The organism is Chryseobacterium wanjuense (assembly GCF_900111495.1).
Lineage (GTDB): Bacteria > Bacteroidota > Bacteroidia > Flavobacteriales > Weeksellaceae > Chryseobacterium > Chryseobacterium wanjuense.
This window is the reverse complement of record NZ_FOIU01000001.1, coordinates 53218-68522: the sequence shown is the minus strand read 5'-3', so window position 1 is coordinate 68522 and position 15305 is coordinate 53218. Positions and strand designations below refer to the sequence as shown.

The 15305-nt window shown below is 34.7% G+C and carries 8 protein-coding genes; 2 read left to right on the top strand and 6 right to left on the bottom strand.

The genetic code is table 11. The features are described 5' to 3' along the window. The 3 genes from BMX24_RS00290 to BMX24_RS00280 all read right to left on the bottom strand — a co-directional run bounded on the left by BMX24_RS00290 (position 1) and on the right by BMX24_RS00280 (position 8131). Entirely contained in the window at positions 1-3027 is a 3027-nt protein-coding gene (locus BMX24_RS00290) for a SusC/RagA family TonB-linked outer membrane protein (RefSeq protein ID WP_089789983.1), read from the bottom strand. Positions 3028-3427: 400 nt separating this feature from the next. Then, positions 3428-5113: a SusD/RagB family nutrient-binding outer membrane lipoprotein gene (locus BMX24_RS00285; RefSeq protein ID WP_089789982.1), complete on the bottom strand. Its 1686-nt coding sequence runs from the start codon at positions 5111-5113 to the stop codon at positions 3428-3430. 12 nt (positions 5114-5125) lie between these two features. After that, positions 5126-8131, bottom strand: coding sequence for a SusC/RagA family TonB-linked outer membrane protein (locus BMX24_RS00280; RefSeq protein ID WP_089789980.1), 3006 nt, complete (start codon positions 8129-8131; stop codon positions 5126-5128). A 121-nt stretch (positions 8132-8252) separates the two neighbouring features. Here BMX24_RS00280 and BMX24_RS00275 point away from each other — a divergent pair, with 121 nt between their 5' ends. After that, positions 8253-8837, top strand: a complete 585-nt coding sequence (locus tag BMX24_RS00275; protein WP_089789977.1) for a ribonuclease HII — start codon at positions 8253-8255, stop codon at positions 8835-8837. Between the two features lie 109 nt (positions 8838-8946). Here BMX24_RS00275 and yidC read toward each other — a convergent pair whose 3' ends face one another. The 3 genes from yidC to BMX24_RS00260 all read right to left on the bottom strand — a co-directional run bounded on the left by yidC (position 8947) and on the right by BMX24_RS00260 (position 13511). Further along, entirely contained in the window at positions 8947-10743 is a 1797-nt protein-coding gene (yidC, locus tag BMX24_RS00270; RefSeq protein WP_089789975.1) for a membrane protein insertase YidC, read from the bottom strand. Between the two features lie 257 nt (positions 10744-11000). Beyond that, a complete protein-coding gene (locus tag BMX24_RS00265; RefSeq protein WP_089789973.1) occupies positions 11001-12608 on the bottom strand; it encodes a CTP synthase in 1608 nt (535 codons plus the stop codon). A 333-nt stretch (positions 12609-12941) separates the two neighbouring features. Further along, a complete protein-coding gene (locus BMX24_RS00260) occupies positions 12942-13511 on the bottom strand; it encodes a YceI family protein (protein ID WP_089789971.1) in 570 nt (189 codons plus the stop codon). Positions 13512-13865: 354 nt separating this feature from the next. Here BMX24_RS00260 and radA point away from each other — a divergent pair, with 354 nt between their 5' ends. Beyond that, positions 13866-15218 (top strand): DNA repair protein RadA, encoded by a 1353-nt coding sequence (gene radA / locus BMX24_RS00255; protein WP_089789969.1) that lies wholly within the window; start codon positions 13866-13868, stop codon positions 15216-15218. Positions 15219-15305 lie beyond the last annotated feature (87 nt).

The window sequence follows — 15305 nt, the reverse complement described above, 5'->3', positions numbered from 1 at the left end:
TTAGAAATCTAATTTAACATTGAATGAATAAATACGTGTGGTTGGCATAACTCCTGACTGGAAACCTTGAATATTTCCTGAAGATGTACCTGCTTCAGGATCTGCATCCGGAAGATTTTTATGAATAATCCATAAATTTTGACCAAGTAGACTGAAAGTCATCCCTTTAATAAATGTATTTCTTAATAAATCTGCAGGTAGGCTGTAAGAAATTTTAGCCTCACGTAATTTCACAAATGACGCATCATAAATAAATGCCTCTTGCGGCAAACCTGCATCTGTTCCAAAAGCACCACCTGCAAAAGACGCATCTACTCTAACATCGTTAGGCGTTCCATTTTGCTTAACTCCAGGTAAAATTATACCTCCTCCATCAGCAAGTGAGTTTCTAATAGGGTTTCCTAAATCATTTAGCCCAGCAGTATATTCATACATCCCTGTAAAACTTCCGTATGATTGATCAAGCGAGTATACACTACCTCCTTTTCTTACATCAATCAGAAATCCAAGAGAGAAATTTTTGTATCTAAATGTATTATAAACACCTCCGATCCAGTCTGGCTGAATATTCCCTAAGACTTTATCCGTTGCTACTAGATAATGTCCATCTTCATCTACAACTTTATTTCCATTGGCATCATAAACAAATCCTGTTCCTCTAAATGTTCCGTAAGCATCACCTACAGTAGCATTAAGAGTTGTTTCTTGGAAACTTGCTAATTGTAAATTATCTCTTCCTTGATTTAGAGCAACAACCATATTTCTATTTTTAGCCCAGTTTACATTGATATCCCATTGGAAATCTTTGCTTTTTAATGGTACTAAACCTAAAGCTACTTCAATACCTTTATTTTCAGTTTCTCCTGCATTAATTAAAGAAAAACTATATGTTGTTGAAGGTGATTGCGGTACACTAAATAATAGGTCTTGTGTATTTGTTTTGTATAATGATACGTCTAAAGATACTCTTCTTTTAAACATTGAAGCTTCTAAACCAACTTCCCAGCTTTTCTGTCTTTCTGGTTTTAAAGTTTCAAAATCTACAAATGTTGTATTAATATCAGCCATAGGAAGTCCTCCTACTGTTCCTCTGTTGCCAAAGAAACCTGGTCTTCCGAAAGCCATATCATTACCTACTTCTGCATAACTTAATCTCAGTTTTCCAAAACTTAACCAATTAGTTTTAATAAATTCAGAAAAAACAAAACTTGATCCTAATGAATAATAGGTATAGTTTCTATTAGCCTTCGGAAGTGCAGAAGATGTATCATTACGAATCGTACCTTCTAAGAATAAAAATTTATCAAAATCAAATGATGCCTGTGCATATACCCCTGCCTTCTGACCTCTGATATTCGTTTCTACTGGCGGGAAATATGCACGTGAATTCGCAATTGTATATAATCCAGGGATAATCAAACCTCCTGTAGTAGAATTTTCCATACTTCTTTGATGCTGATCCATGAATTGTCCCCCTGCAACGAATAATGCATTCATTTTATCAGAAATATTCCATGTATAACGCCCAATCAAATCATAAGTCTGTCTCAGGATAGTATCATCAAATACCCAATATCCGGAAGTTTCATCGGCTTGTGACAAACCAAATTCTTCAGCATGACTCCCCACAGCTTTTCTTATCTCCTGCTTGCTATTTGTGTAATCAATAGTCGCCCTCCCTAAGATATTAAGTTTGCTTGTAACATCATATGATAATTCTGCACCGGTAATTAACCTTGTTTTATCATCAGAAGAAAAATTTTCATATCTGTCCCAATATGGATTGTTCCAGAAAGCAGGAGACAGATCCCCATTAAGAGGATTATTCATATTCCATGTATAATTTTGCTTCGTTCTGAAATAAGTGTCTCTTAGATGTAGAATATCAACATTTAAAGGATACCATTGTCTAAAACCAGTCAAAATATTATCTCCATATCCTACAGAATTTCGTCCGATGGTAGTTTGATCATTAAATGTTAAAAAAGTACGTGCTGTAAAATTATCTGCAAATTTTCTGCTATAGCTACCACTTAACATGTTTTTATTCAATCTACTGTTAGGTAATATACCTGTCTCGTAATTATTTGTAACTGTTAAGTTATACATATTCAACTCATCCCCTCCATTTAAGTTAAAACTATTAACAAATGAAAGTGAATTTTGGAAGAATTTAGTCGGATTATTTTTAGGAGCTACCCAAGGGGTCGCTTTACCATAATTAGGATCTCCCGGAACAAATGCATCCCATTGATAAACCATTAAATTCGGATCGAACCTTGGTCCATAGGAGGCGTCGTCTGCTGTTGGCGAAATGATATCTTCAATTCCGTCTCCATTTACATCCCCATGAATAAAGCTATCCTCACCTGAATAACCACCTCCATATAGATTCTGGTATTTTGGAAAAGTTTTTTTATCCATTTGTCCGACTGAAACAGTAGAACTCAAACTAAGGCCAAGTGTTTTACTCTTTTTACCTTTTTTGGTAGTAATAATTACAGCTCCATTGGATGCCATACTTCCATATAATGCAGTTGCTGCAGCCCCTTTAAGTACGTTTATTGACTCAATGTTATTTGGGTCAATATCTGCTGTAGCATTACCAAAGTCGAACCCATCACGCCCTCTTGAAGCATCACTAGAGTTTAGGTTACCACTAATAATCGGTACCCCATCCAAAACGATTAGTGCCTGATTATCACCCGTAATACTTTTTGTACCTCTTAAAACAATATTACTAGAACCACCAAAGTTACCGTTATTCTTAATTTCCATACCCGCAACTTTACCGGATAGGTTATTTATGAAGTTGTTTGTAGGAACAGAGTTAACTTTTTCAGCATCTAAAGTTTGGGATGAATACCCTAAAGACTTTTTCTCCCTTTTAATACCTAGAGCTGTTACAACAACGCCTTCAATATCCTGGGTTTTTATAGTATCCTTTTTTGGCTGAGTTTGCGCTTGAACTACAGCTAGGGATGAGGATAGAACTATAGAAAGTACCCCCATTGTAAGTTTCTTCATATCAAATTAAATTTTGCTTAACACAAAGGTGTAAAACTTTCTTAAAATAACAAAAGAAAATATGAAAAAATTAACAAATATTCAAAATTATAAAACAAATTAAGCGATTTAATTAATAATTTTTGTTAAAAATAAAACATTTAACAAAAATATTCAATATTAAACTGATAAATTTTATATAAAAAACAATTTTTAACAATTGAAAATTTCTATACCAATTATTATTCAGAGTTAATTTTAAAACACAATATTTATATGGTTTTCAAACAGTTATACATAAATTCAATTTTAATTATCCTGTGTGTTCAATTTTAAATAATATGTAAGACATAGTTAATTTTAAATTATAATAAATAAAAAAACCGCCAAAAGGCGGTTTCTATAATTATAAATCAAGTTTTTAATTCTGATTCCAGAATGGAGTGTACTGATTTTTAACAAAAACTTGAGCACTTGATATATTTGGAACATTAGCAGCATTAGCAGCATATTCTGAGAAAGGGTATACTAATCTTAACGGTTTATTTGGCTGTTGAGCCGTTACCGCCAATGGAGTCCAAGGATAACCTGTTCTGTTGTATTCGATGAACATTTCTGTTGGATTCACATTTGTTAAGGCAATCCACTTTTGAGTCATAATAGCTTCAAGCTTTTGAGCATCAGTCCCTATCCATCCTAATCCCGGTCTTGAAGCAATACTTGTAATATAAGTATTCATTTGAGAAGCATTAGCTCCTAGCCAAGTACCATTTGATAAAATAGCAGAATTGAATTTAGCCTGTGGAGTAATAAGAGTAAAAATAGACGGCCATCTCAAAGCAGCTTCTGCTTGTAATAGATTACTTTCAGCCTTAGACATAAGTACTCCTCCACGCTCATTGTTTTCATCAATAACATCTAACCATGAAGCTACAGATGCTGCTCCTGAAAAGTTACCAATACCTAACTTAGAAGTATTAGTATTGCTTATAGGAGCTCCGGGCTGTCCTGGAACAGCTCCTTGTCTAACTCCTTTTAGGCCATTAAATGGATTTCCAGCAGCATCAACAGATACTACAGTTGTAAATAATCTACTTCTTCTAGGATCTTTAAGACCTGTAAACTTCGAATAATTAGAATCACTTAAAATAACATTTCCTTCAAGAGCATTTGCCATATGTTCAGAAGCAACTACAACTGCATAATTCTGAACCTGAGTTCCTGCGGATGTTCTTGCCCATGTAAGAATATACGGATTCATTTGATCATCGTTTGATGCTGTATAACCAGGATTTACAGTTACTTCATCCTCAATAAATGTTGCTCCTGCCAAAGTTTGAAGCTGTGCATCTCTAAAGGTTGCCATTTCTCCTGTAACCTTGCTCATTCTTAAGAGCATTCTTAATTTAATAGTTCTAGCAAAAGTCTCCCATTGATCCATTTCAGTATCCGTAGAAGCCTCAAATACAATATCAGTTCCCCCAGGCACAACTGCTACAGTTGGCAAACCGTTATTGATATTATTAATATTAGTGTCTTGTGCTGTCTGAATTAATGTAATTGCTTCATTAATATTAGTAATCAATGCTCTATAAATAGAAGCATCGTCATCATATTTAGGCGTCATATTGTCTTGTCCTTTGAAGGCTTCAGAGTAAGGAGCATCACCATATAAGTCAACAATATATTGCATATAATAAGCCTTCATAATTTTAGCCATTGCAACATAATAATCCTGCTTATGATCAGCATTAGGATATGTCTCAATCTGAGCAAAGTTTGCAATTCTCGGATATAATCCCCAAATACCTGTATAGAACGTATTATCAACTGTTGATAAATTAAATTCTCTTGCAAATGGACCACCAAAGCTATATGTATTACCAGCCCAGCTATTCATCATTAAATTACCGAACTGCATCATTGTATTAGCCTGCGTTCTATAGGCAGTACTTACAGCACCAGGAAAAATAAGATCCGGTGTAATTTTCTCAGCCTGCACAGCATTTGGATTGTCATTTACATCCAAATAATCGTTGGAGCAAGAAGTAACTGTAAGACCCATTGCGACAACTAGAAGTGTTGTTAAAAATTTATTTTTATTCATTTTATTCAATTATTAGAAAGTTACATTTAGGTTAAAACCATAATTTCTGATTGTCGGATATTGCCCTGTTAGAGCAACACCTGCCGCATTCCCATTCGTAGAAGATGTTTCAGGATCTGCAAAATTTCTGTTATCCTTAGCATAAACTACAAAAGGATTTCTTGCATATACTCCAATAGTCAAAGAATTTACAAACGTATTTCTTAAAACTGATTTCGGAATATCATAGCTTAAAGCAATTTCTCTTACTTTTAATGCAGTACCATCAACAACATACTCTTCACCTACACTTTGGAAAGCTCCTTGTGTAAAATAACTATTAACACCAAAATAAGATGGATCATCACCTACCGTAGTTGTATTTGCAACATATTGACCATTTACTAATTGAACAGAGTTTGGAATAATATACCCTTGAGATCTGTCAAAACCTGCCGTCTGTTCAAGATTTCCCGCAAACCCTAATGTAGTCTTAGATAATGCAACGAAGCTATTTCCCGTTCTATAATCTGCAACTGCACTTAAAGTAATTCCTTTAAACTTAAATGAAGTACTAAATCCTAAAATATAATCGGGGTTTACTTTACCTAAAACTTCTAATGTAGAGGTAGACAAAGGATTTCCGTTTGCATCAACAATTATATTTCCATTAGGATCTCTCTGATATTTTGTACCTTTAATCATTGGAAAATCATCTCCAACCACGGCATAAATACCCACAGCTGGTCTACCGTAAACAGTTAAAGGTGTATCAGGTGACCCATCTGCTAACGAAATAATTTTTGTTCTATAAGTAGAATAAGACCCTCTTAATTTCCATTCAAAATCTTTTGTTTTGATAGGAGTTAAACCCAAATCTAATTCAAAACCTTGGTTCCTACTGTTTCCAATATTATCCAAAATACTTGTAATTCCAGATGCAGAAGAAGTAGTAACCGATGTAATCATATTATCATTATCATTTCTAAATACTGATCCTTCAAAAGTAATACGATCATTAAAGAAACCTAATTGTAATGATGCCTCTTTTGAATAGAAGAATTCTGGTTGTACATCAGGAGAGTAATATGATGTGGTTGGCAAATAAGAAGATAAATCTCCAAAAGGATAACCAGTAGGGAAAGCACCAACACGATCTAATCCGTAAACACCAATAGTTTGAACGTTACCTACTTTACTATACGATAAGCTTACTTTCGCATAATTTAAGACTTTCCCTTTTAAACTTTCAAAAGCTTTTGTAGGAATGAAAGACCCTCCAAATGAATAATATGCAAAAGGTTCATTATTAAATGGTAAAGCATTTCCTTGAGAATCTACAGGGTTAATACTTGTCAATGAGCTTTTCTCGTATCTAAAGGTAGAGTTTAAGAACAAATAATCTTTATATGATAAATCTAAGTTTGCAAACCAAGCATACGATCTTACTTGAGTCTTTCCGTTATCCAAGCTATAGAATTGATCAGGCTGAAGAACATTATTAATATGATACCATCCTGGAATTTTTAGATTTTTACCTCCAACAGATGTGGTAGACCCACTAGTATCTTGAATATTATGACCAACATTTAATTTCATGTTGATATCATTTGTTAAATCATAATCAAAATTAGCCATTAAATCTCCATAATATCTAAAGCTAGAGCCTACAGACTTATAATAATTGGAAACAATTGGTTCTACACCGAAAGTACCATCACTTGGAGAATGACCGTCAAGATAAGTATCAGTTCCTCGATATACCCTGTCAAAATTGAAAGCGTTTAGGTGACTCTCAGATATTGATGATCCTGAAACCACTGTACCAGCATATGTGAAAGAAACATGATCATTTAATTTATACTCTAAATTAATTAATCCTGTAAAAGTCCTACTTTTATCATCAAATCTATTATTATCTATCAACCAATATGGGTTTGTAATATACATTGAATGACCTGCATCAGGCAAAGAATTTCTAAATTTGGTAATATCAACATTAGTAGGCGTTTGAAGCAATTGACTGTATAAACCCGCAGATGTTTGAGAAGTTCTTAGATCCAAATAGTTAACGTTACCGTCAATTCTGAAATTACCAATTTTTTTACCTGCTTTTAAAATAAAGTTATTTCTCTTTAGATTATCTTTATCTACAACGAAGTCATTTTCTGCCCTGTTAACAGATAAAAATACATACGAATCAGAACCACCTGCTGTAACTGATAATCCATTCTGTAATAAAACGCCTGTTTGGAAGAATTTTGCTATATGATTTTTCTTAGGAGAAAATGTATCTGTAAACCAAGTATTATCAGCTTGGGGCAAACCTACAAGTAAATTCTGACCTCCCAATGATGACGAGTATGCCGGTCCCCAGTTTGAGTTTTCGTAAGGAGTCCAGTTTGTACCTCCGTAATCTGTAGTATCAAAAGCATCTCCAGGCCATCCTTGCCCATATTCCTTTTGGAAAATAGGTAGTTTATATACCGAAGAGAAATCAATTGAATTTGTTAATGAAAATTGTAATTTTTCAGATTTTGTACCTCTTTTCGTTGTAACAACAATAACACCATTACTTCCTTTTTCACCGTAAAGAGCCGCTCCTTGCATCCCTTTAATAACGTTCATATTATCAATAATTTCCGGTGGTAAGTTTTGTAAAATTCCTAATGTTGAAATCACACCGTCAATCACTACTAATGCTTGGTTATTTCCAGAAATTGATCTTGGACCTCTTAAAACAACTCTTGTTGTAGAATTTACAGAGTTGTTAGTTGTGTTAATCTGCAAACCTGAAACTTTTCCGGTAAGAGATTGGATAGCATTAGGGTTATTAGCTTGAGTAATTTCCGCTGAATTAACAACTTGGTTAGAAGATGTTACCGCATCCTGTCGCTTCTTAATCCCTAAAGCTCCTGTAACAACAACCTCGCGTATATCGGTAGTTTTTAGCGTGTCATTAGGCGTTTGCTGGGCACTTAACATCACAAATGATGATGTAAGAACTACAGCTAAAACACTTGTAGTTAATTTCTTCATATTTAAAATTGATTATTTTTTTTATTACCTGCAAATATGAAAAACTTTCTTAAAGTAACCAAATATTTTGTTAAAAATCTTTAATATTGCACCTTAATACATTTATTAATTCAATATAATTATGGATTTGTTAAAAAAGTGGTCATTTTTTTATGTTGAAGCAGGTTGCGATGAAGTGGGTAGAGGGTGCTTATGTGGTCCTGTAGTTGCGGCGGCTGTAATTTTAAGTGATAATTTTAACCAAAATTTAGTTAATGATTCAAAAAAATTAAATTTTAAGACCAGAATGGATCTTGACAGCTATATAAAAGATAATGTTCAAGATTATGCCATCGCAGAACTTTCTGCAGAGTTTATAGATCAGCATAATATTTTGAATGCAAGCATCCATGCAATGCATCAGGCTCTTGATAAATTGACCGTGAGACCCGAGTTGATTTTAGTGGACGGAAACAGATTCCATCCCTATAATTATATTCCGCATGAATGTATTATTCAGGGAGATGCAAAAGTATTGTCTATTGCTGCGGCATCTATTTTAGCTAAAAATTACAGGGACAAATTAATGATTGAACTTCACGATGAACATCCTGAATATGGCTGGAACACCAATTTTGGATATGCCACCAAAAAGCATCAGGAAGCTCTGATAAAATTTGGGCCAACCAAATACCATCGAAGGTCTTTCAGACTGAAATATGATTAAAAATATAATTCTACAATTTGTGATATTTTAACGAAAATTAACACATATAGATGTTAACAAAAAAAGAGAAGCATTCCGCTTCTCTTCTTTATTATATATAAGGTATAAATTATTTCTTTTTACCTCTTTGCTCTTGCACTTTTTGCTGTTCCTGAGCTTTCTCCATCATTTCTCTCATACGTTTCTGGAACTTACCTTCAGTTTTTGGTTTTTCCTTATTCGCCTGGATCTGTGCATGAATTTTCTTTTCATCTAAAATCCAATATTTAATCACGAGGATAATTAGGATATTAATTGCGTTTGACACAAAATAATACCAAGAAAGACCCGATGCAGAAGTATTTAAGAAAAATAAGAATGTAACAGGGAAGATATACATCAATACTTTCATATTTGGCATACCTTCTTGTTGCGGCTGCTGCATGTTCCCTGACGTCATAACGGTATAAATCAAAATCACCACTGTACACGCCAAAGCGAAAACACTTAAATGATCTCCCAAGAAAGGAATTTTAAATGGCAGTTTAATCAAATCATCATAAGCCGTCAAATCTTTTGCAAACCAGAACCCTTTCCCTCTCAAATCAATAAAGTTCGGGAAGAAACGGAATAGCGCATAGAAAATCGGAATCTGAACCAACGCCGGGAGACATCCAGCCATCTGATTCACACCGGCCTTTCGATAGACTTCCATGGTTGCCTGCTGCTTTTTCATCGGGTCTGCATCCTTCAGCTTAGCATTCACCTCATCAATTTCCGGACGGATTACTCTCATCATCGCACTCAATTTGTGCTGCTTGTACATGATCGGCGACAGGATCAACTTAACGATAATGGTCATTAAGAAGATCACCCAACCTGCTGTTATTCCCCAACTTGCAATGATATTATACATCGGCATGAAGAAATAACGGTTCATCGCTCCAATGAAAGACCAACCTAATGGTAAAATTTCATCGAAGTTTTTATCGTAAGATTTTAATAATTTTAGATCTAAAGGCATGAAGTACCAGGTAAAATCCTGATTCAACTCACTTCCTGTCATTTGAACAAAACCTTCATAGTTCAGTTTTTTCAAATACTCACCTTCTTCAACGGTTTCCTGATTTCCTTTACTTTGTGTAAATCCTGTTTTAGATTCAATCACAGAAGAGAAAAACTGTTGTTTTACACCAATCCAGTTAAGGGTCTCTTTCTCCTCCTCCATTGTCGTTCTTCCATCATAATCATAATCTTTATAATTATTGAAAGCGTACGAGAATTCCGAGTGAGACTGTTCCTGAGCTCTACCCTTTTCTAAATTTCTTACATTATAATTCCAGATAAAATCTGCTTTGTTGTCAGAAGTTATTTTTGCAAGCCCCTGCGTTCTTACTTTAAAATCTAATGTATATTTCGGAAGTAAAGTATAAACGAACTGAATAACTGCTCCGTTATAATTAGCCGTCATCGTCACAGCGTTTCCGTTAACCGTAGGAGAGAAAACTAAATCTTTAGTATTAATGACTTTCCCTGTTTTATCTTTAAACTGGAATCCGTAGTTTGAATTATTTTTATTGATTAAATAAAGCGGAAGGTCTGCCTTATCTGTTTTGTGATCGTATGCTTTGTATTCTGCAAGTTCTACTTTAGAAACCTGCCCTCCCAGACTGTTGAATTCAATTTTCAATTCTTTGTTGGAAAGATTTGCCGTCTGAATTGCATTAGGAGTTACATTTGGATTGATATTGCTTGCCTGAGTTTGTTTTACAGCATTTTTTACCTGTTCGGTCTTTTGTTGCTGAGCTTTCAATTGCTCCTCCTTCGATTGCTTGTTTTGGAAATAAAACATGAAACCAAAGAGAACCAAACATAAAACCGCAAAACTAATCATTTGACTTTTATCGAGTCCGTTGTTCTGTTGCATTTTATTTTAATTAAAATTTTTTACCTATTATATAATAGAACAATATTCTGTAATTTATAGAGTATTGTTCTGTAATTCGAGTCGACAAAAATACTGTTTTTTTATCAAAACTCTATGCTATAATATATTACTATATAATAAACTCAGGCTGAGAATAATCAGTCTGAGTTTATTTATGACGTTTGTAATTGGAAAATTACTTTATATTCATTCAAACCTTCAAGATTTTAAAAACCTTGAAGGTTTAATAACTTGTATTATTTCGGTGTACAAGCCTTAATAAAAGCTCTGAATAAAGGATGCGGCGTTGCAACCGTACTCTTATATTCCGGGTGGTACTGAACTCCCACATAGAAAGGATGTTCCGGCATTTCCAATGCTTCTACCAATCCTGTTTCCGGGTTTGTACCTGTTGCCAGAAAACCGTTTTTCTCGAATTCACCGATATAATCGCTGTTGAATTCATATCTGTGACGGTGTCTTTCTGTAATATTTTTAGTTCCGTAAATGTCGTTTAATTTTGAACCGCTTTTCAAAGAACATTTCCAAGCTCCCAGACGCATTGTTCCGCCTTTATCTACTACATTTTTCTGTTCTTCCATAATTGAAATTACAGGATCCGGTGTAGAAGTATCAAATTCCATTGAGTTGGCTTTAGAATATCCAAGAACATTTCTTGCAAATTCGATCGTCATGATCTGCATTCCCAAACAAATTCCCAACATCGGAACTTTATTTTCTCTTGCATATCTTGCGGTAAGCACTTTTCCTTCAATTCCTCTGTCACCAAAACCTGGAGCTATCAGAATTCCGTCTACACCTTTTAAAGTATCTTTAATATTTTCTTCCGTAATATCGCCACTGTACACCCATCTGACCTTCACTTCCGTTTCCACATCCGCACCTGCGTGCTTGAAAGCTTCAGCAATTGAAATATAAGAATCCTGAAGGGATACATACTTTCCAACCAAAGCAATTTCGATAGATTTTTTAGGATTCTGGAATTTCTTTAAAAAAGATTTCCATTCTTTAAGATCGGCATCTTTATCACTTTTTAGATCTAATTCTTTAAGGACAACATCATCAAAGTTTTGCTTTTGAAGGTACATCGGAACTTCATAGATCGTTTCCAGATCTTTACATTCAATCACATTATCTAAAGGCACGTTACAGAACTGAGCCAGTTTTGCTCTCTGATCTTTCGGGATTTTATGTTCTGTACGGCAAACCAAAACATCCGCCATAATTCCGCTTTCCATTAATTGACGAACGGAATGCTGAGAAGGTTTTGTTTTTAATTCTCCACTTGAAGCCAAATATGGCAACAAAGTAAGGTGAATCACCATAGAGTTTTTCTCTCCCAATTCCCATTTCAACTGGCGAACAGTTTCGATATAAGGCAAAGATTCTATATCTCCGACAGTTCCACCGATCTCAGTAATAATGATATCGTAGTTCTGTTTAGATAAGATTTTAATTCTACGTTTGATTTCGTTTGTGATATGAGGAATTACCTGCACTGTTTTTCCAAGGAAATCTCCTTTTCTTTCTTTTTCGATAACAGTTTGGTAGATTTTCCCTGTGGTAACGTTATTGTTTTGGGAAGTAGGAGCATCAAGATAACGCTCGTAGTGGCCTAAATCCAGATCCGTCTCCGCACCATCTTCGGTTACATAGCATTCTCCGTGTTCATAAGGATTCAGTGTTCCTGGGTCGATATTGATATAAGGATCTAGTTTTTGGATCGTTACATTAAAGCCGCGTGATTTTAGTAGAAGTCCCAGAGAAGCAGAAACGATTCCTTTCCCCAAAGATGAAGTTACACCTCCTGTCACAAAGATGTACTTTGTATTCTTTTTACTCATTAGATTAGGTTTGTGCAAAGTTAGGGGAAAAAGAAATACAAAGCAATTTTGTTACGATTTTAAATCTTGAATTTTTATAGTTGGTAATCGCAAAGGCGCAAAGATTTTATAAATGAAAACGTTTTAAGGCGCAAGAAAATCATAGATTTTCAGCAATATTACTTTAAATATTAAAAAATATCACTCTTAAATTTTATCGCAGATAAAATCCTTGCGTCTTAAAAGCATGGTGGTATTCAATAACCTTGGCCCCTTTGCGATTACCAACAAAAAACAAAAAAGGTTTCCAAAAAAATTGAAAACCTTCTTCCTAAACCAAATTATATATGAAAACTATTGCTTAATTAACTCAAAATATAAGTTAACGTCAACGTCTTTAGCCACACCTGCTCCCGTAGGATCATATTTAATATTATAATCTAAACGGTTTACTTTAAATGTTGTCTGAATTCCCATAATCTCCTTTCCCTGCTGGTTTTTGGTAATACCACCGAAAGTTACCGGAACGGTGATGTCTTTTGTAACATCTTTAATGGTAAGTTTTCCTTTCAACAGATAAGAATTATTTTTATCCTTTGTAATAGAAGTCGTAACGAAAGTCATATTCGGATATTTTTCTCCGTCGAAGAAATCTGCACTTTTCAGATGTTTGTCTCTCATCTCAACACCCGTATTGATGGAGTTTACATCCACCATCATCGAAATTTCCGCACCGTCAAGAGCATTGCCTTTCGTAGCAACTTTCCCGTCGAATTTATCGAATCTTCCCTGCACAAAGCTGACTCCCATATGCTTGATATTGAAATTTACAGAAGAATGCATCGGATCTACTGCCCAACCTGTCTGTGCAAATCCTACAACACTTACAAGTGCGAATACAAAAGTTAAAAATATCTTTTTCATTATATATTTATTTTTTTATTAGATTTAATCTTAAAGCAAAAATACGCCAGTTATCATAACGGGACATTGATCTATGTTATTTTCTTGATTTTGATAAAATTATTTTTGAATTAAATTTAATCTTATAATATTTTGGTTTAATTAAAAAATCCTTCGACTGCTTCGCGCTCAGGATGACACTGGCAAATTATTCCGGCAATTGCGAACAGTTAGTATTAGTGCTGTCATCCTGAGCGCGAAGCAATCGAAGGATCTCCATTAGCTTTTTATAATGTAAAGAAAATCTTATACAACTTTTTACAATTCTCAAATTACAATCTAAACAGACTCTAAGTTTTTTCATAATTTTACATCATGGCAAAATTAAAAACAGCATATTTCTGTCAAAACTGCGGAGCACAGTATCCACAATGGATGGGACAGTGTAAAAGCTGCGGTGAATGGAATACTTTAGTGGAAGAAGTTGTGGAAAAGACAAGCTCACACAAAACTCCGCCTTTTTCAAAATCTAAACAACACGTAATAAATATTGTTGAAGTAGAAACCAATGAAGAACCAAGAATAAAAACACCATCCGAAGAGCTCAACCGCGTTTTGGGAGGAGGAATTGTTTTAGGATCGGTAACATTAATCGGTGGTGAACCCGGCATCGGAAAATCTACCCTGCTTCTCCAGCTTGCCCTGAAAATGAAGAAAAAAGTATTCTATGTTTCGGGGGAAGAAAGTGCGTCTCAGATCAAGATGAGAGCCGACAGATTAACGGATATTCAAAATCCCAACTGTTTTCTTTTCACAGAAACCTCACTGGAAAAAATTCTTCACGAAGCCAAAAAGCTGGAACCGGATTTCGTTATTATCGATTCTATCCAGACCCTACAATCTCAACTGATTGAAAGTTCTCCGGGAACGGTTTCCCAGATCAGAGAATGTTCCAATGAGATCATTAAATATGCTAAAGAAAATAATGTTCCCGTTTTTCTAGTCGGTCACATCACAAAAGACGGACAAATTGCCGGCCCAAAAGTCCTGGAACACATGGTAGACGTAGTTTTGAATTTTGATGGGGACAGAAACCACCTTTTCAGATTGCTGAGAGCCAATAAAAACCGTTTCGGATCAACTTCTGAAATCGGGATTTATGAAATGATTTCTCAAGGTTTAAAAGAAATTAAAAATCCTTCTGAAATATTAATTACAAAAAAATCCGAAGAGCTTTCCGGAAATTCTGTTGCTGTGACTCTGGAAGGAAACCGACCGATGTTATTGGAAATTCAGGCATTGGTAAGCACGGCAGTTTATGGAACTCCGCAAAGAAGTTCAACCGGTTTTGATGCCAAAAGATTAAATATGCTTCTTGCCGTTCTCGAAAAAAGGGCAGGTTTTCAATTGGGTGCAAAAGATGTTTTCTTAAATATCACAGGAGGAATAAAAACAGACGACCCCGCTTTGGATCTGGCTGTTGTGGCTTCTATTCTTTCGTCCAACGAAGATATTGCGATCTCCGAACATTATTGTTTTGCAGGAGAAATTGGTCTTAGTGGAGAAATCCGTCCGATTGCACAGGCCGAACAGAGAATTACCGAAGCAGAAAAACTAGGCTACGAGAAAATTTTTGTTTCTAATCTGAATAAACTTCCCAAGAAAAAATTTGGAATTAAAATTGAAGAAGTAAGCAAAATTGAAGATTTCCACGAAAGATTGTTTTAATGAATTATAAGTTATAAATTATGAGTTATGAGTTCTTTGATAGTTTATATTAATTACTTTGATCAACTCATAATTTATAACTCAAAA